Here is an 18,521-nt window from a genome sequence, read left to right as displayed (position 1 = left end):
TTAATTTTTTACGTCGCTTCGGATGGGGTTTTTGCTGAGACTGTTCTCGAAGAACGGGCTGTTCTTCTTCTTTATGTTCCTGCAAGTCGTGGCTTTGGTATTGGTTTTCGGGAGAAATTCGATGCAGCAGAGTTGGATTGCGGCTCAGGCGGCTGCTTTCAATTCCCGGGTTTCGGGGTATATTGACGAAGGCGCTTCTTACTTGAAACTCAAGCAGATTAACGAGGAGTTGGTGGGTCAGAATAAACAACTCATGCAGGAGCTTTACGGGAGTGAAAAACGGGGCATTCCTTCCTTCAGAAGGGTGCATGATACGATTGGCGGAGGGCAGCTTTATACCATTGTGGACGGGGATATTGTGTTTAACAGTATTAACCGGAAGGATAATTATTTTACGATTAACCGAGGACGTTTGCATGGGGTTGCTCCTCAGATGGGGGTGATAGCCCCCAAAGGCATTGCTGGGATTGTGGTCAATACCACGGACCATTATGCTTTGGTTCAATCCGTTTTGAGTGTTAATAAGATAAAAATCAATGCGGCTCTGAAGAAAAATGGGTACTTCGGTACTTTGAGTTGGCGGGGAGAGGATTCCCGTTTGATGCACCTTTCGGATGTGCCCAAATACGTACCTCTTCAGGTGGGCGATACGGTAGTGACGGGCGGGAAATCTGCTATTTTCCCTCAAGGGGTGATGGTGGGTAAAGTGGCTGGTTTTGAAGTGGATAGCAAGACGGGGTTTTGGGATATTTCGGTTGAATTGAGCGAAACAATGGGAAACCTCAGCAAGATTTATGTGGTTAAAAATTTAAAAAAGGCAGAAGTACAAAAAATACAGGATACGCTGAAATCAGCGATGAAGAAAGATGATTAGTAGAAGTGTGGTAACCGATATACTGATGATTGCATTGCTGGTGGCGTTGCAAATTTTCGTATTGAACCGAATTACTTTATTCGGACGGTTTACGCCGGTACTTTATCCGGTTTTTGTGATTTTTTATCCTTTTTTCAGGAACAGGTATGTTTTTTTGGGGCTGAGTTTTTTTCTTGGTTTAGGGATTGATGCTTTTTTGGGAACGTGGGGGATTAATGCGATGGCTACTACGATTATTGCTTATTTCAGGACGCTTATCTTTCGGACCTCGACCGAATCTTCGACGGATTTTTTTTCGTTTCAGTCGTTGGTTTGGTCTCAGTTTTTGTTTTTTGTGTTTTCCAGTATTTTTGTTCATCAGTTCATCGTTCAGTACGTGGAATTTTTCAAGCTAAGCCGCTTTTTCGAAATATTTTTGAACATATTGGCGACTAGTGTCGTATCGTTCGTGTTTATTTTGATTTATGCTTTGGCGTTCAAAATCAAGCAAAAAGTGTGAAGCCTCAATATTTTAAAATTACTGTTATTCTTTCTGTTATTGCCGTTATTTTTGTAGCACGGTTGGCTTATTTGCAGTTGTTTACGGATCGTTATGCTCTTAATGCGGCCAATACGTCTATCAAGACGGAATATACCATTCCTCAGCGGGGAATTATTTTTGACCGTAACGGAAAAATCCTGGTAGGGAATGTTCCTTCGTATGAAATTTCTTTTACTCAGGCTTTGATGAAGCCTGATTTTGATACTCTTGGGTTTTGCCATTTGATGAAAATCTCCAAGGCGGACTTCATCCGTCGCATTGAAGGCATTAAGAAAGAGGAATACTATTCTCGCGTGACGCCGATGACGTTTATGAAGAACCTTACGAGGGAGGATATTGCGAGGGTGCAGGAGATTATATTTAAGTATCCGGCGTTTAGTATTATTCAGAGGCCTCAGCGGCAGTATGAGGTTTCCACGTCGGGGAACCTTTTGGGGTACACCAATGAGGTAAATCAGAGGGAAATCAAGAAGGATTCTCTGTATTACCTTCCTGGGGACAATATTGGGAAATCTGGGGTGGAGAAGTCTTATGAGAAAGAACTTCGTGGCATTAAGGGGGTGAGTTACATCCAGAAGGATATTCGGCTTCGCAGCATCGGCTCTTACAAAAATGGAGAGTTGGATAAAGAAGTGGTTACGGGGAAAGACATCACGCTTACGATTGATTACGACTTGCAGCGTATTGCTCAGGAGATGTTGGTTAACAAAAAGGGAGCGATTGTGGCATTGGATCCCAATAATGGGGAGATTTTGGTGATGGCTACGGGGCCGGATATTGATCCGAATCTTTTTACGGGGCCAGAAAAAACCAAAAACCTTTACAAGCTTCAGATGGATACGGCTTACGATTGGCGTCCGACGTTTGACCGTTCGGTGCAGGCGGCGTATCCTCCGGGGTCCACTTTTAAGTTGCTGACGGCTTTGGCGGCTATGCAGATGGGGGTGATGAACGAAAAAACGATTTTTCCTTGTGGGGGAGGGTTTTCCTATCGGGGGCTTAGGATTAAGGGGCATGGTGGTGCTGATCCTTTGGTGCCGGCGATACAGGTTTCCAGCAACTGTTATTTTTCCTATGCTTTTATTGCCATGATGAACAAATATCCGGGGGATCCGGGACGCGGGGTGGACGAATGGAAAAAAATCATGGAGAGCTTTGGGCTTAATAATTTCCTCAATAACGATTTGGCCAGCGGTGTTCGGGGGTTCATTCCTGACGGCGAGTTTTACCGTAAGCGGAGCGGTGGCAAGAAGGATTGGTCATCCGCTTATACGATGAACGGCTCTATTTTCAATGGAATGGGGCAGGGAGCGGTTTCGTTGACGCCTCTTCAAATGGCTAATTTCGTGGCGGCTATCGTCAACAGAGGGTGGTATTATACGCCGCATATCGTAAAGGCGGTGGATGGCAAACCGAATCCCGATCCGCGATTTAAGGTTAAACACAAGACGTTGGTGGACGAAAAGTATTTTCAGCCCGTAATAGACGGTATGGAAGCGGTGGTGCTGAAAGGAACAGCTAGGGGATTGAAGTCCAATGATTTTACCCAGTTAGCTAAGACGGGGACGGCTCAGGTTCCTCAGGGCAAGGATAATTCCATCTTTGTTTTGGCTGCTCCGGCGGATAAGCCTAAAATTGTAGTGGCTGCGGTGATGGAGCATGCGGGGTTCGGAGCGACTTGGGCTGGACCTGCCAGTACGATTATTGCCGAAAAATACCTTACGGGAACCATTAAAAGGGAACATTTGTACAAAAAAATGGTTACGTCCAGTTTCCTTCCCGAGTACAAACGGCAATGGGTGGCGGATTTGAAACGAAGAGGACTTTATAAGGAGCCCAATAAAGATTCCGTCCGACTTTCGGAGATGGAGAATTATTTAAAGAAAATCGCGGCTCCGGCAGAGCGGGATAGTTTGCAACGCCAAATCGATTTGCTGAAACAAAAACTACAAAAAACGAAATAATGAACTGGGCACAAGGGATAGATAAGTTGGGGATAGGGCTTTATTTGTTGCTGTGCATGTTTGCGATTGCGAATATTTACAGTGTGAAACCGGATTTGGGTGAGAAGCAACTTCTGTTTTTTGCGATTTCGCTTGTGGTGGGCTTTTTTATTTTTGTGACCAGGGCGAAGTTTTTCGAAAATTTGGCGGGGGTATTTTATATTGGCGGGGTATTGTTGCTTATTGGTCTTTTTCCTTTTGGGACGGAAATTTTGGGGCAGAAAAACTGGTACAAATTTGGCGGACTTACAATGCAACCGGTGGAGTTTGCTAAAATTGGGACGGCACTTATGTTGGCGAATTATGTAGCCGGACCGGATTTTAATTTGAGGTATCGCAAATCTCTATTAACTTCGTTGGTCATCATTGGTATTCCTGCGGTGGTGGTTTTGGCGATTCCGGATGTGGGGTCGCTGTTGGTTTTTGGGGCGTTTGTCATTGCGCTTTATCGGGAAGGCTTAAGTGGTTGGTTTTTTATTGTGGTAGGTATTTTTGCTTTGGTTTTTCTTACGGCGATTGCGGTTAATCCTTTTTATGTTTTGCTTGGCATCATTGCGGTTGTGGGAGGTGTTATTTTTTTCAATTATTCCAGAATCAGTTGGAACGTGATTTCGGTATCTTCCATTATCGGAACGGTGGTGCTCTTGGGCGGATTGGCTTTTGCTACGCCTACCATTATTGAGAAACTTCCCAAGCACCAGCGCGAAAGAATTGAGGTGTTGTATAAGGGAGAAAAGGCTTTTCGGGATACTTCGGGGTATAATTTGCTTTATTCCAAGACGGCGATCGGATCGGGTGGTTTTTTCGGAAAGGGGTATCGCCAAGGTTCGGTAACGCAGGGAAGTTTTGTTCCGGAGCAACAGACGGATTATATTTTTTGCACGGTAGGGGAAGAATGGGGTTTTTTCGGTAGTACGCTTTTAATTTTGATTTATGCCCTTTATATCGGCCGAATTTATTATTTGGCAGAAAGGCAAAAATCCCATTTCAATAGGGTGTTTGGTTACAGCTTTGCTTCGATTCTTTTCATTCATTTTGGGATTAATATCGGTATGGTGATGGGATTGTTTCCTACGGTAGGGATTCCGCTGCCTTATTTCAGTTATGGAGGGAGTTCTTTGTTGGCTTTTTCCATCATGACGGCTATCTTTTTCAAACTGAACTATGCCGATCGAAATAGTTTGGTGTAAAAAATAAAAACCTGCTTAATAAGAGCAGGTTTTTATTTTTAATTATTGTTTTTCACCAACAATCGGAAGCCTTCGCCGTGAACGTTGATGATTTCGATACCGTCGTCGTCTTTCAACAATTTACGAAGTTTAGCAATGTACACGTCCATGCTTCGGGCGGTGAAGTAGTTTTCTTTTTTCCAAATTTTTCTAAGAGCCAAATCTCTGGGCATGAAGTCATTGCGGTGGATGCAGAGCAGTTTTAGGAGTTCGTTTTCTTTTGGAGAGAGTTTGTATTCCTGATCTCCCACCCTTAGTTGCCGCAGCATCGAGTCGAAAAAGATATTACTGATTTTGAACTGCTCCTGCTCCTCATTTTCCAGGGTGGTACTGCGTTGCAGAATGGCTTTAATTTTATAGAGTAGCAGTTCGGTATCGAAAGGCTTGGTAATGTAGTCGTCGGCCCCCAGTTGGTAGCCTTTCAGGATGTCTTCGCGCATGTTTCGAGCGGTGAGAAAGATAATCGGCGTATTCTTGTCGATTTTTTTCACGTCCTCGGCCAGGCTGAACCCGTCTTTCTTTGGCATCATGACGTCGAAAATGCAAATATCGAAGTCGTTTTCGGTAAATTCTTTCAATCCTTGTTCTCCGTCGGTGGCCAGGGTCACCTCGAAGTTGTTGATGGTCAGGTAATCCTTGAGCACGGCTCCAAAACTTTGGTCGTCTTCTACTAATAAGATTCTGTTGCTCATTTTATTTTATTTTTTGGTTTAACATTACTGTGGTTTTTCAAAAACTATTGGCCTAGAGGCAGCTTGATGGTGAAGGTGGATCCTTTTCCCTTTTGGGAGTCTACGACGATCACTCCTTTATGCAGTTCGATGATTTTTTTTACGTAGGATAGTCCTAGGCCTTGCCCTTTGACATTGTGGATGTTACCGGTTTCTTCCCGGAAGAATTTCTCGAAAATTTTTCCTTTGTTTTGGGGTTCCATGCCGATTCCTTTATCGGAAATTTCAATTACATACCAAGGGCCTTCATTGCGGGTTTTGATTTTGATTTCGGGTTTTTCGGGGGAATATTTATTGGCGTTGTCCAAAAGGTTGACCAGGGTATTGGAGATATGAAATTCGTCCAGTTTAACCATGTAACGGGTGGCGGAAAAATCCGTAGCGAGGGTTCCGCCTCTTTCTTTGACGATAAGTTGGAAGGAAGAGGTGATTTGCTGGATTAGTTCGCGAACGTTGGTTTCTTTCAGGAAGAGTTGAACTTCGTTTCGTTCCAGTTTGGACATGTTCAGGACGTTTTCCACTTGTTTTTTCATCCGAAGGTTCTCCTGTTTTATCAGTTGGGAGTAGTATTTTACTTTTTCGGGGTTGGTGGCGATGCGGTCGTTTGCCAAAGAATCCGTGGCTACGGAGATGGTGGCCAGCGGGGTCTTGAATTCGTGCGACATGTTGTTGATGAAATCCGTTTTGATGTCGGCAATCTTCTTTTGTCTCATCATGTAGTTAATGGAAGTCACGTAAATTCCAAGTATCGTCAAAAGTGAGAGGAAAGTTCCCAAAAGCATCGGGAGATTGTTTTTAATCAAAGAAAAATTCTTTCTCGGGAAGACCAACGAGAGCGTATAAAGGGTTTTTCCTCCATCGTCTTTAAACAGGGGATAGCTGTATCGGCTGTTTTTTTCTTGCGTTGCGTAGTCGGTGTCGGTAATTGGGGTTAGTTTATTATTCTTGTCGAAAATGCCAAAACCAAAACCACCGGAAATACCGTGGGCTTTCAGTTCTCTGGATACTACCGAATCCACGGTGGCTACATCCACTCTTTTGTCGATCGGGCGATTGTTTCCGACGATGCGGGCAAACTCTTTTAAATTGTATTCTCCCGAGGCGATGGAAGTGTTTAGTGCGGCGGTCAGAGGCTTAGGGGAGGTGCTGTCTCTGCGGATGTTTAGCAGGCTTTCGTCCGTCCATAGCTTAATGCGGTTTAGGCTGTCTCCGGTATTGGCAATTGGCAGATTTTCCCTTTCGATGATGCTGTTTTGGTAGGCAATCATTCGCTTGGAGGCCGAATCTTCGACTTGTTGGATGACGGTTGAGGTAGGTTGTCCGTTGCTGGCGATAACGGTTTTTCCGAAATTCTTATAGCTTTCGTTGAGGAAACGATCGATTTCGATGGCGGCAATTTTTTCGACGGAAGATTCCAATGCCGTTTGAACTTTATTGGAAAAATCCTGATCCAAAGCACCATAATATTCCTTCAGCCACTTGATTTGAAGCGTGACGAACACCACCACGGAGATGGACATTAATATCCCGATAATGGGAATAAACCGTTGATTCATCAAATGATATTTAATTTTGAAATGTTAAAATTACTGTTTTTAACAATATGAAAACAAAAAAAGCACAAAAAAATTGTGCTTTGCTTCTTAAAAGTCTTTTTTTTAACAAAATCTTTTTAATTTTTTTCGTTTAAAGCTTTCATGGTTTCGGCATCGAAAAGAGTCTCGTCGATGAAGTACTGGATAACGGCTTTTTTCATCAGTAGCGTTTGTTCGTTAGGTTGGAGGTCGGGCAAGGGCTCGGTTTCCTCGAAATGCGGGTAGCCTTGGTCATCGTAATGAGAAAAGCGGAAGTACCCGAAAGGCTCCAGCAGTCGGCATACTGCAATATGGATGAGATTGACTTTGTCGTCTTTGGAGTAATTCTGTTTGCCGCTTCCCAGCTCTTGAACGCCGATAAGGAAAAGAATGGTTTCGATGGAGACGTTTCTTTCGGCTCCGAAATGCTCTTGGAAAAAAGTTTCGACTTTAGTCCAAAGTATTGCTTCTGTCATGAATTTTATTTTCTAATTTGAGTAAAAAGGCGTATTCCAAGACGTCTTCTTTCAGGGACTCGAAGCGTCCGCTTGCCCCGCCGTGTCCGCTGCTGAAGTCCGTACGGAAGAGAATAATGCGTTCGGATGTATTTTGGTCTCTTAATTTGGCAATCCATTTGGCGGGTTCCCAATACTGAACTTGAGAGTCGTGATAGCCTGTGGTAACCAGCATATGGGGATAAGCTTGTGGGGTAACGTTGTCATAGGGCGAATAGGACTTCATGTAGTGGTAGTCCTCTTCTTCGTTGGGGTTGCCCCATTCGTCGTATTCTCCGGTGGTTAAAGGGATGGTTTCGTCCAACATGGTGGTAACGACGTCCACAAAAGGCACCTGAGCCACTACGCCGTTGAAGAGGGCGGGTTCCATATTGACCACGGCACCTACAAGAAGACCGCCTGCGCTGCCACCCATGGCGTAAAGGTGGGCGCTTGAGGTGTAGCTTTCGGTAATGAGGAATCGGGCGGCATCGATGAAATCGTAAAAAGAATTTTTCTTATTCTGCATTTTTCCGTCTTCGTACCACTCTCTTCCGAGGTATTCTCCTCCTCTAATGTGGGCGATAGCATAGATAAAGCCCCGATTCAGCAGAGAAAGGCGAACGCTGGAGAAGCTGGCGTCCACGGTGTGTCCGTAGCTGCCATACCCGTAGAGCAACAGAGGGGTTTGAGGGGATTTAGGAGTTTTTTTATGATAAACCAAGGAGATGGGGATTTTCTTACCGTCTCTGGCGGGAGCCCAGATTCTTTCGGAAATATAGTCTTCCGAGCGGAAGGGATCGCCTAAGATTTCTTGGGTTTTCAGCATTTTGGTTTCCCTGGTATCCATGCGGTATTCCAGGGTGGAACTCGGTGAGGTAAGCGAGGTATATCCGTAGCGGAGGACTTCGGTATCGAATTCCAAATTAAGCCCGATATAAGCCGTATAACAAGGTTCTTGAAAGTGGAGGTAATGGCTTTCTTCCGTGCGTTGGTCGATGATTTTAATTCGGAGTAGGCCTTCTTGCCTTTCCTCCAACACCAAGTAATGCTTGAAGATTTCAAACCCTTCCAAAAGAACCTTTTCGCGGTGTGGGACGACTTCCTGCCAATGCGTCATGGTAGGGGAATTCACTTTGGTTTTTACGAGTTTGAAATTGGTTGCTTCTTCGGCGTTGGTAATGATGTAAAATTCGTCTTGGTAATGTTCCACGGCATACTCCAGTCCGTCTTTTCTTTTTTGAACGACTTTCCAAGGTGCGAAAACATCGTCTGCGGGGATAAAGCGGTGCTCGTCCGAAATTGTACTGGAACTTGCGATGAAAATGTATTCCAAAGATTTGGTTTTGTATACATTAACATCAAAAGCCTCGTCTTTTTCGTGGAAAATCAAAACGTCCTGTGAGGCCTCCGTGCCTATTTCGTGGCGGTAAACCTGAAAGGCCCGGAGGCTTTGGTCTTTTCGGATGTAAAAGATATGACGGTTGTCGTTGGCCCAAACCACTTTTCCCGTGGTATTGGCTATTTGGTCTTCGAGAAGAGAACCGTCTTTTAGGTTTTTAAATCCTATAGTGTAAATCCGTCGGCCTTTGGTGTCCGAGCTAAAGCTGGCCCATTGGTTATCGGGGCTTACGGCCACGCTTCCCATTTCGAAAAAAGCATGACCTTCTGCCATGGCATTGGCATCGAAGAGGAGTTCTTCGGGGGCGTCCAAGGTTTGGAAATGACGGCAGAAAAAAGGATATTCTTTCCCGGCTTCGTAGCGAATGACGTACCAGTACCCGTTGAAAAAATAAGGTAGAGAGGTGTCGTCCTTTTTATAGCGGGCCTTCATTTCCTCAAAAAGATTTTGTTGGAAAGCTTCGGTGTCTTTCAGTACGGCTTCGCAGTAAGCGTTTTCGGCCTCTAAGTACGCCAACACTTCGGGATGATCCCTTTCGTTGAGCCAAAAATAAGGGTCGGTGCGGACATCGCCGTGGGTTTTCAAAATTTGGTCTTTTTTGGGGGCTTTAGGTGGCTGCATAAAGGGCGAAATTTGGTGTGAATGGAGCTTTTCTAATAAAAAACCATCTTTCCTCGATTGAAAAGACGGTTAGTTTGGTGAAGCGGTAGGGTTTTATTTTCCGCTTTTGATGTATTTTTCAATCGCCATGGTCATGGACGGGGTTTCTTTGGTTGGAGCCATCACGTCCACTTTCAGTCCGCTGTCTTCCGCGGCTTGGTGTGTGGTTTGGCCAAAAACCGCAATTTTAGTTTCCCCCTGAGCGAAATCTTTGAAATTCTCGTGGAGGGATTTAATTCCTTGAGGGCTGAAGAACACCAACATATCGTATTCGGAAATGTTGAGATCCGAGAGGTCCGAACATACGGTACGGTACATGATGGCACGCGTCCAATCCACACCGGCCTTGTCCAAGGTGGAAGGGATGTCGGCATTAAGCACGTCCGAAGAAGGAAGAAGAAACTTCTCGTTCGGGTATTTTTTAAACAAAGGCACCAGGTCCGAAAAGGTTTTTTCGCCGAAGCTGATTTTTCTTTTTCGGTAAACGATGTGCTTTTGAAGGTAGTTGGCAATGGCTTCGGATTGGCAAATGTAGCGCATGGAGTCGGGAACCGAAAAACGCATTTCCTCAGCCAGCCTAAAATAGTGGTCTATGGCATTTTTGCTGGTAAAGATGATTCCCGTGTATTGGGATAAATCTATTTTTTGGGTTCTTAGCTCTTTTCCGTCCGCCCCTTCGACATGAATGAAAGGCCTGAAATCAATCCGTATTTTTTCTTTTCTGGCGATTTCCATGTAGGGTGAGGATTCGCTGGGCGCCGGCTGTGAAACCAAAATCGACTTAACTTTCATCATCAATCACTTTTTAATAAAACAGTAGTTTGCCCAATGCAAGCAATGGTGCAAATTGGAGCGTGCAAATATACAAAATTTTATAATACCACTCTTTGGGAAGAACCCGGTTCTTGTTGAAATAAAAGAATAAAATCTTGAAGACGAAGACGGCTAAAGACGAGATTATCAAGGCTCTTAAAAAAAAGAGTTGGTCGACCGGCAAATAATAACTGGTAAAGACCACTGCCATCAAAATAAATGACAGAGCCAGGTAAAATTTAGAACTTACAAAATAAAATTTTCCCCATTTGGTGTCTTGTCCGATGGACGAATAGAATACGAAGGAGAAAAAGAATTTCACCAGATAAAATGCCAAAACCGCAAGGAAGGTAAATCCGAATTTATTTAGCGAGTAACCGCTTACGGAAAAGGCCTCTACCCATTGGGGGAGAATGGGGATGTACTTTGAAAGCAGGGTGGTTAACAGCAGCATGTAACAGCCGGAAATCAGCAGATAGGTCGGAAAAATATTTCCCGAATCAATAAAGTTTTGTGTGAAAAATTCCCGCAATCCGGCTTCCCGTTGGAGGTATTGCAAAACCACAATAAAAACCACAATAACGCCCAGCAGAACCCAAACTACCCAGTCGTTATTCTCCGTAAGTCTTACCACTTTTCTTTTTTTGCAAAAGTAAGAATTATTTAAATCGGAGAGGAGGCAATTCAAAATAGATTATCTTTGCAATCAGAAATGAAAAAGTTAGTTATTATCCCCACTTACAACGAAAAGGAAAACATCGCGGCCATTATTGCGGCGGTTTTTGCTCTTGAGCAGGATTTTCATGTTTTGGTGGTGGACGATTCTTCGCCGGATGGTACGGCTCGGATTGTAGAAACCCTTCAGGAGACGTATGAGGGTTTTTTGCATCTCACGGTTCGTAAGACCAAAGACGGTTTGGGGAAGGCTTACCTTCACGGTTTCCGCTGGGCGATAGAAAAAGGGTTTGATTACATCTTTGAAATGGATGCCGATTTTTCCCATAACCCTAAGGATTTGCCTCGTCTTTATTCGGCTTGTCTTCAGGCGGATATGGCGGTAGGCTCCAGGTATTCTCAGGGGGTTAACGTGGTGAATTGGCCTATGGGGCGGGTGTTGTTGTCTTATTTTGCTTCTAAGTACGTGCGTACGGTTTTGGGAATTCCTATTCATGACACGACAGCAGGTTTCGTTTGTTTTAAAAGGGAAACGCTGGAGAAGATCGGTCTTAATCGGGTGAAACTGAAAGGGTATGGTTTTCAGGTGGAAATGAAGTACCGAGCCTTTAAAAAAGGATTAAAAATCGTGGAAGTCCCTATTATTTTCACTAACCGGGTTAAGGGAGAAAGTAAAATGAACGGCGGGATTATTGGCGAAGCGGTTTTAGGGATATTAAATCTCCGTTGGAAGGCTTTAATCGGGAAATTATGAAAAAGTGGTTTTTTCTTTTCGTGATGGCGGGGCTGTTGGGATGCACCCAGTCCAACACCGTGGAGGAACCGAAGGACTTGATTCCTCCGAAGAAAATGGCGGAGCTGATTGCCGACTTTGCGATCAATAACCAGATGGGGTATCTTAATCCGCAGGGGGATATGGAGGCGCATACAAGGTATATTTTGGATCGGCATAAAGTTACGGCTACGCGTTTTTCCGAGAGTTACAAATATTACCTTTCCATGCCTAACACTTTGGAGGGAATTTTGGAGGAGGCGCAAGATTTGATTAAGGATCGCGATCCTGATGCTGATGCGTATATTGATAAGAAAAAGAAAGAAAACCCTTCGGCAATGCAAGGTTTTGAAGGACGCTGAAAGCGCATGGAAAATTTCTGAAAAGAGGAAAGAGAGCGTATCTTTTTGAATACAAAAAACAACCCCGATTCGGGGTTGTTTTTTTATTTGTTTTGCCTTAAGGCTTTGATTTCTTCTATTCTCTCACCAAATTCGGCGGCGCGGTCGGGGTGTTTTTCTTGAAGCACCTCAAAGGCTTTAACGGCCTTGGTGTAAAGTTTCTGCGAAAGGTAGAGATTGGCCAAAGTTTCGGTCATGAGGTGGGAAATGTCGTCGGTTTTTTCTTTGACGACAAAAGTGCTTTCTTCCTCTTTTCGTTTGGTGATTTTGGGTTCGTTTTCGATGAATTTTTCGATAATGGTTTCTTTACGAACGCTAACCGGTGGCTCTTCTTTTGGGGCATTTTCTTGGCGTAGCCATTTTTGCCATGTATTGATGAAGTGAGGAATATTGCTTTTGGGCTTTGGTTTAGCATCGGGAAGCGCCTTTTCCGAAGAGATTTGGGGTTCCTCGGGTTCTATTTTGACCACTTGCTCGCTAAAGAAAGAAACGTTGAAAACGGGGCGGTCGTCTTTTTCGGTGGCTGCCGTTGTTTCTTTTGGAGTGTTTTTTTCTGTTTTTTCGATGGCGGTGCCGGGTACAGGTTCTTTAACGACGGGCAGTTCAATCTTACTGTCGGGCTTGACCGAAGCAATACGCATGGGCTTCCAGGAGGATGGCGTTGGCGTATCGGGAGAAGACTGCACGTTAGAGGCCTCGGAGGAGGTTGGGCGTGGTTTTTCTTCTTCCGGGGTTGGGGTTACCACGAACGCTTGGGTTTGTGCGAAGCTGATTTCCGAAGATTCGTCGGTCTTATCTTCGTTAGTGGCCGAGGCGTTAGAGGTGGTTTTTTCCTTTTCTTTCTCTTTTCGGGCTTTTATTTTGGCTTCCACTTCGGCAATCAGGCGCTTCATTTCTTCTTCGTGCCGGTTGCTGGTATTTTGTTTGGGGACGTAGTTCTCTTGGGGGAATTTGGTAGAGGGCACTACTTTGGGTAAAAAGTCGGTGGATTGATGGAAGTTCAATCCTGCGGGGCTTTCCTTTTCGGAAAGGGCTTCGGGGGCAGGTTTTTCTTCCTTTTTGGGGGGGGGCGCAGTTTCCTCGGCAACGGATTCGAGAGGACGGTCTTCCAGCTTTGGCTTTACTTCTTCTTTTTCTTCTGTTTTTTCGGTATCGGAAGGAATCTTTACTTCGTTAAGAGGGATGTTCTCGGTTGCGATGGGGGTGTTTTCGGAGGCTTGGGTTTCGTTTTCGGCGATACTTGGGCTTTCCGTTACGGTATGGGCGCTTTCCTTTTCTTTATTGAGAAAGAGGTAGAGTATTTTTTTATCCGTGGTATAGGCTGCGGTTTCGGTTAATTTCTTTTGGTATTCTTCCGAAGAGCCAAACCGTTTGACGGCCAATAGATGCAGGGCTCTTAGGCTTTGGGCGTAAGGGTACTGCCTGATTTGGGTTTCCAATAGGCTGAGATCTTCTTTCAGGATCTGTTCGGGGTGCTGTATCAGCGCCAAGATTCGGTTGTCTGTCATTACCAGTCGGCTACAATGTCGTTAAAAATTTTGTTGATGATTCGTTCGGTTACGATGCGCACTTGGGAAGCCTCGATTTGATTGATGTCCAAATCGCTGCTGAAGGCCGCTTCGTCGCTGTACGTTCGGTCAAAGCCTTTTTCGGGCTCTATGGCGTTTTCGTAATGGACTTTTACGGTGATGGTCAGTTTGTTCTGGGCAGCCTGAATTTGGGCGCCCGAGGAGGTGGATACCGAGGAGGAGATGGTGGTGGGGGTGATGCTGTAATCGGTGATTTCGCCTTCGATGAGCAGGTGGGGGCTTTCCGTGGTTCCTTTTAGCGGGGTTCTTTGCAGGAAGCGGTTGTTGATGTCGATGGTGAATTGCTGTGCCAATGTAGGGTTTACCAATGCCGAGTTGTTGATGAACTCTTTAATTTGGATGGTTTTGGCCTCAGGGCTTAGGGACGATCCTGTAAAGGAGTAGCACCCTTGCAGAATCCAAAGGATTCCGATGGCGAAAAGAAGGCGCAAGGCGTTTCGGTGGGGCAACGTATTTTGGGGCATCATGGGTTATTCTTCCAGGTTGTATTGTTTAATTTTTCGGTAGAGGGTTCGTTGGGAGATTCCTAATTCGTCGGCGGCTCGGTTTCTTCTTCCTTTGTGTTTTTCGAGGGCTTTTACGATGAGGTCTCTTTCGTTGCTTTGGAGGGAGAGGGAAGAGGGGGAAGTTTCTTCTGCTTCTACGTCTTCCACGTCTTGGTATTCCTCGCTGGGCGAAGCAATGATGGTGGGATTAACAGGGGGGCGGTCGCTTTCAAAATAGAGAAGCGAACTGGGGTTGGGAATGGCCGATTCGGGGGTGTAAACCCGATTGATGAGTTCCTTTTCTTGTGTGCTGAAATGGGTGTTGCCTCGGTTTTTGATGAGTTCGGAGGTCAGGGATTTCAGGTCGTTGAGGTCATTGCGCATATCGAAAAGGATTTTGTACATGATTTCCCTTTCGGAGTGGAATTCGGAGTTGGTCACGTTTCCTGCTGTTTTTTTCTGCACTATGGCGGGGAGATGAGTTTCTTGGGGGATGTATTCGGCCAGCTTGGCGGAATGGATGACGCGTTCTTGCTCCACGACGGTCATTTGTTCCACCAGGTTACGAAGCTGGCGGACGTTTCCGGGGAAGGTGTAGTTTTCCAAGTAGTGTACGGCGTCTTCGGTGAGCTGAAGTTCTGGCATGCGGTATTTTTCGGCAAAGTCGATGGCGAATTTGCGGAAAAGGAGGTGAATGTCGCCTTTGCGTTCGCGCAGGGGGGGCATATCGATTTGCACGGTGTTTAGACGGTAGTAGAGGTCTTCCCGAAAGCGGCCGTCTTGGATGGCGTTCATCATGTTGACGTTGGTGGCGGCTACGATTCTCACGTTGGTTTTTTGGATTTGGGAGGAGCCGACTTTCATAAACTCTCCGCTTTCCAGAACGCGCAGAAGCCTTACTTGGGTTTGCAGGGGGAGTTCGCCGACTTCGTCGAGGAAGATGGTTCCGCCGTCGGCCACTTCAAAATAACCTTTTCGGGTGGAGGTGGCTCCGGTGAACGCTCCTTTTTCGTGTCCGAAGAGTTCGGAGTCGATGGTGCCTTCGGGGATGGCTCCGCAGTTAACGACGATATAGGGTTGGTGCTTTCGTTTGGATTCGGCGTGGATGATTTTGGGGATAAATTCTTTTCCGACGCCGGATTCTCCGATGACCAAAACCGAGATATCGGTGGGGGCTACTTGTACGGCTTTTTCCAATGCGCGGTTTAGTGCGGGGAAGTTACCGATGATGCCGAAACGGTTTTTTAGGTTCTGAAGTAGATTCATGAGGTGGTTTTGGGGGATTATACGGTTTTTCCTAACAGGGTTCCTTGGGTGCAGTCGTACACGTGAACGGTAACCAGATCGCCGATGTTTTGACCTTCCATTTTATCGAAGACGACTACGGCATTTTGGGTGTTTCTTGCTTTCCATTGGTTTTCGTTCTTTTTGGAGGTTCCTTCGATGAGGACTTCGTGGTTTTTCCCGACGTAGGTTTTCATTCGTTTCAGGGAGAGTTCGTTTTGCAACTCGATGATTTCCTGGAGGCGTCTTTTTTTGACTTCGGGGGGGACGTTGTCTTCCATTTTTTTATGGGCGGGGGTTCCGGGTCTTTCCGAGTAGGCGAACATATAGCCGTAGTCGTACTCCACTTCGCGCATTAGCGAGAGGGTATCTTGGTGGTCTTCCTCGGTTTCGCCGCAGAAGCCGGCGATAAGGTCTTGGGAGAATGCGATTTCGGGAACGATGGCTTTGGCTTGCTTTACCAGTTCCAGATATTCTTCCCGGGTGTGTTGGCGGTTCATGGCTTTCAGCATGTTGTTGCTTCCACTTTGGACGGGGAGGTGGACGTATTTACAAATATTGGGGTATTTGGTCATCATTCGGAAGACGTCCAAACTCATGTCTTGGGGGTTGGAGGTGGCGAAGCGTATGCGGAGGCCGGGCAGTTCTTTGGCTACCATTTCCAAAAGTTGGGCGAAGCGCAGAGCGGTGGCTTTTTGAAGGTCGGAGGCTTTGTCGAAATCTTTTTTGGGGCCGCCGCCGTACCAAAGGTAGGAGTCTACGTTTTGACCGAGGAGGGTAACTTCTTTGTAGCCGTTATTCCATAGTTCTTTGCATTCTTCGAGGATGGAATGAGGGTCTCGGCTTCGTTCTCTTCCTCGGGTGAAGGGGACCACGCAGAAGGTGCACATATTATCGCAACCTCTTGTAATGGTAACGAAGGCGGTAACGCCGTTGCCGCCTAATCGCACGGGGGAGATGTCGGCATAGGTTTCCTCTTTGGAGAGGATGACGTTGATGGCGTCTTTGCCGTCTTCAATTTCTTTCAGGAGGTTGGGCAGGTCGCGATAGGCGTCAGGGCCTACCACCAGGTCCACGAGGTGTTCTTCCTCTAAGAATTTAGTTTTTAGGCGTTCGGCCATGCAGCCTAAGACGCCGACGGTTAGCGACGGTTTGTTTTTCTTCAGGTGATTGAAGGACGAGAGTCGGTTTCGGACGGTTTGTTCGGCTTTTTCTCGGATGGAGCAGGTGTTTAGCAGGATCAGGTCGGCTTCTTCCACGTTTAGGGTGGTGTTGTAGCCTTCGTCGTTTAGGATGGAGGCTACGATTTCCGAATCTGAAAAATTCATTTGGCAGCCGTAGCTTTCCAAAAACAATTTTTTGGTGTTTTCGGGTTTTTCGGCGGAGGCATAGGCTTCGCCTTGTTTGGTTTCGTCGATATATTTTTCTTGCACGATGCTCTTCTTTTTTAGGTTAATGATTTTCCTTTCCGTTTTGGGGAGGGTTTACGGTGTTAGGATTAAAATAGCGTACAAAGATAGTGATTTTTAAGACAAAATGGCAGTAAGGAGGGAGGGGGTGTTTTTTTCTTTGATTGGTTTATAGGGCTTTTCGCTTGCGGGAAGACTTTTTTACGCAATGGGCTCCTTTATTTTTTAGGTTTTTGGTGTTTTGGAGCGACAAAATGCAATAAATCAGGTAAAAGCTATTGTGCAAGTCCTTGCAATTTTCTACATTTGGCTCCGTTATGCTTTTGAAACCCAAAGACATCCGAAAAAACGAAAAAAAACGGCCGAAAAATTTGGTGGTTTCGGATAATCGTGTAAACACACACACACACACACACACACACACACACACACACACAACACTTACGTCCCCTAAATTCTTATAGAACCGCGCGGGCACGCGTAGCTTATAAAAAATTTTCGGAAAAACCAACCCCGCTCTCTTTTTTTACGGTTTTGGTTTTGGGCGTCGTTTCAGGGAGTCTTATTTCCCGAAACGACGCTTTTTTGTTTTCCGTGCCTGCGGTCGTTATTCTTTTTTCTTTTTCGGAAAGTTTATTCATCACGCTAAACCCCAGGCTAAAATCCCGTTTTTGTTTTCATAAGTTAAAGTTTAAGTGTATCGGGGCTTTTAGCCGCCGGAAAATCCCCCCATGGCTTTCCGGCTTTCTCTCAAAACGATTTCAACCCCGCAATAAAACCCCGCGGCCGATTATGACCAAGGCGCTCTTTGGTCTCCCGTCCGAGACAAAGGCCGCGCCACAAGCTAAAGCGGTCTTTTCCGACCCCTCAAAAACGGGCGCGTTTAGCCGGGTTTTCAGGGGCTTGAACGCTTGGTTCCTTGGTTTCGAGACCAAGGCGCTTCCGACGATAGTCAAAAAAGCAAAGCGGCGGCTTCGTCGGAAAATGGAGAAAAGGAAAAGCATTAAAAAAGTGCGGAAGCACGGCGCAGGCGTCCATTGTTTTTTGCATCGGGAGTACGGGCATGGGATGGCGGCCTTCATAACCAATCCAACACCTAACGCCTTCCCCACCCGATGCTTTTACCCCTTAACCATTAACAACTAAGCATTAAAACATTAACAACTAACCATTAAAACCGATTTTTGATGAAAAAAACGACATCCTACGCCGTTTGGGCTTTTTTGGGCCTCGGCGTGCAGGCCTTCGGGCAGAGCGATCAGTACAATGGACGGGTGGGGATTAACACCACCACGCCCAAAGCCACTTTGGAGGTGGCCCCCAATGAGAGCCTTCCCCAAGGGCGGGCGAAGGGGCTTCTCATTCCCCGGTTGACTTTGGAGGCCGTGTCCCACATGACCTTGACGCCCGACCAGCACTCGATGCTGGTGTTTGTGAGGGACGTGAACCCCACTGGCGGTATGGGAGGTGGCAAGATTACGGGGATTACCGATGTGGGGTATTATTACTACAGCCAAGAAACTTCTTCGGATCCCGGCACTTGGGTCAAGCTGAATGCAGGCGTGCCTTTCAGCCTTCCTACCGG

Annotated in this window: 19 protein-coding genes; 8 read left to right on the top strand and 11 right to left on the bottom strand. The window is 45.9% G+C overall.

The annotated features are described in order from the left end of the window. Positions 1–22: 22 nt before the first annotated feature. From mreC to rodA, 4 genes are read left to right on the top strand one after another with little or no spacing between them, the layout of a single operon-like run. Positions 23–874 carry a rod shape-determining protein MreC gene (mreC, locus tag VQ048_RS01650; protein ID WP_327609943.1) on the top strand — a complete coding sequence of 284 codons (852 nt, stop codon included), beginning with the start codon at positions 23–25 and terminating at the stop codon, positions 872–874. Further along, the gene (gene mreD, locus VQ048_RS01645; RefSeq protein WP_327609942.1) at positions 867–1,373 is read left to right on the top strand and encodes a rod shape-determining protein MreD; all 507 of its coding nucleotides are present in this window, start codon (positions 867–869) and stop codon (positions 1,371–1,373) included. The genes mreC and mreD overlap by 8 nt, the downstream gene beginning before the upstream one ends. Beyond that, a complete protein-coding gene (locus VQ048_RS01640) occupies positions 1,370–3,379 on the top strand; it encodes a peptidoglycan D,D-transpeptidase FtsI family protein (protein WP_327609941.1) in 2,010 nt (669 codons plus the stop codon). The genes mreD and VQ048_RS01640 overlap by 4 nt, the downstream gene beginning before the upstream one ends. Then, positions 3,379–4,608 (top strand): rod shape-determining protein RodA, encoded by a 1,230-nt coding sequence (rodA, locus tag VQ048_RS01635; protein WP_327609940.1) that lies wholly within the window; start codon positions 3,379–3,381, stop codon positions 4,606–4,608. Before VQ048_RS01640 ends, rodA begins: the two co-directional genes overlap by 1 nt. A 38-nt stretch (positions 4,609–4,646) precedes the next feature. Here rodA and VQ048_RS01630 read toward each other — a convergent pair whose 3' ends face one another. The 6 genes from VQ048_RS01630 to VQ048_RS01605 form a co-directional block, all read right to left on the bottom strand. Beyond that, positions 4,647–5,339: a response regulator transcription factor gene (locus VQ048_RS01630; RefSeq protein WP_327609939.1), complete on the bottom strand. Its 693-nt coding sequence runs from the start codon at positions 5,337–5,339 to the stop codon at positions 4,647–4,649. A gap of 44 nt (positions 5,340–5,383) precedes the next feature. After that, entirely contained in the window at positions 5,384–6,934 is a 1,551-nt protein-coding gene (locus VQ048_RS01625) for a sensor histidine kinase (protein WP_327609938.1), read from the bottom strand. A gap of 116 nt (positions 6,935–7,050) precedes the next feature. Next, on the bottom strand, positions 7,051–7,428 hold the full coding sequence (locus tag VQ048_RS01620; protein WP_327609937.1) for a hypothetical protein: 378 nt from the start codon (positions 7,426–7,428) through the stop codon (positions 7,051–7,053). Further along, positions 7,403–9,469 (bottom strand): S9 family peptidase, encoded by a 2,067-nt coding sequence (locus VQ048_RS01615; protein ID WP_327609936.1) that lies wholly within the window; start codon positions 9,467–9,469, stop codon positions 7,403–7,405. Before VQ048_RS01615 ends, VQ048_RS01620 begins: the two co-directional genes overlap by 26 nt. Before the next feature lie 93 nt (positions 9,470–9,562). Then, complete coding sequence (locus tag VQ048_RS01610) at positions 9,563–10,300, bottom strand: uroporphyrinogen-III synthase (RefSeq protein WP_327610145.1); 738 nt, start codon at positions 10,298–10,300, stop codon at positions 9,563–9,565. 13 nt (positions 10,301–10,313) lie between these two features. Further along, entirely contained in the window at positions 10,314–10,955 is a 642-nt protein-coding gene (locus tag VQ048_RS01605) for a DUF4271 domain-containing protein (RefSeq protein ID WP_327609935.1), read from the bottom strand. Positions 10,956–11,033: 78 nt separating this feature from the next. Between VQ048_RS01605 and VQ048_RS01600 the strand changes: the two genes are divergently transcribed. Then, positions 11,034–11,750: a polyprenol monophosphomannose synthase gene (locus VQ048_RS01600; RefSeq protein WP_327609934.1), complete on the top strand. Its 717-nt coding sequence runs from the start codon at positions 11,034–11,036 to the stop codon at positions 11,748–11,750. Beyond that, complete coding sequence (locus VQ048_RS01595; protein WP_327609933.1) at positions 11,747–12,130, top strand: DUF4296 domain-containing protein; 384 nt, start codon at positions 11,747–11,749, stop codon at positions 12,128–12,130. Before VQ048_RS01600 ends, VQ048_RS01595 begins: the two co-directional genes overlap by 4 nt. Positions 12,131–12,213: 83 nt before the next feature. Here the strand turns inward: VQ048_RS01595 and VQ048_RS01590 are convergent, their stop codons facing one another. From VQ048_RS01590 to VQ048_RS01570, 5 genes are all read right to left on the bottom strand, one after another. Beyond that, positions 12,214–13,677 (bottom strand): DUF8458 domain-containing protein, encoded by a 1,464-nt coding sequence (locus tag VQ048_RS01590; RefSeq protein WP_327609932.1) that lies wholly within the window; start codon positions 13,675–13,677, stop codon positions 12,214–12,216. Next, positions 13,677–14,225, bottom strand: a complete 549-nt coding sequence (gene lptE, locus VQ048_RS01585; protein ID WP_327609931.1) for an LPS assembly lipoprotein LptE — start codon at positions 14,223–14,225, stop codon at positions 13,677–13,679. The genes VQ048_RS01590 and lptE overlap by 1 nt, the downstream gene beginning before the upstream one ends. Before the next feature lie 3 nt (positions 14,226–14,228). Next, entirely contained in the window at positions 14,229–15,509 is a 1,281-nt protein-coding gene (locus VQ048_RS01580) for a sigma-54 interaction domain-containing protein (protein WP_327609930.1), read from the bottom strand. 17 nt (positions 15,510–15,526) lie between these two features. Next, positions 15,527–16,960, bottom strand: a complete 1,434-nt coding sequence (gene miaB, locus VQ048_RS01575; protein ID WP_327609929.1) for a tRNA (N6-isopentenyl adenosine(37)-C2)-methylthiotransferase MiaB — start codon at positions 16,958–16,960, stop codon at positions 15,527–15,529. 461 nt (positions 16,961–17,421) lie between these two features. Continuing rightward, on the bottom strand, positions 17,422–17,577 hold the full coding sequence (locus VQ048_RS01570) for a hypothetical protein (protein WP_327609928.1): 156 nt from the start codon (positions 17,575–17,577) through the stop codon (positions 17,422–17,424). Between the two features lie 262 nt (positions 17,578–17,839). On the opposite strand from VQ048_RS01570, the gene VQ048_RS01565 reads away from it, so the two are divergent. Continuing rightward, complete coding sequence (locus VQ048_RS01565) at positions 17,840–18,082, top strand: hypothetical protein (RefSeq protein WP_327609927.1); 243 nt, start codon at positions 17,840–17,842, stop codon at positions 18,080–18,082. 41 nt (positions 18,083–18,123) lie between these two features. Further along, a partial coding sequence (locus VQ048_RS01560; RefSeq protein WP_503619819.1) for a phage tail-like protein occupies positions 18,124–18,521 on the top strand: 398 nt, incomplete at its 3' end.

This window comes from Bergeyella anatis (assembly GCF_036016955.1).
Taxonomy (GTDB): Bacteria; Bacteroidota; Bacteroidia; order Flavobacteriales; family Weeksellaceae; genus JAYWXI01.
Note: the sequence above shows the minus strand (reverse complement) of the source record. Positions and strands in the feature narration are given on the sequence as shown.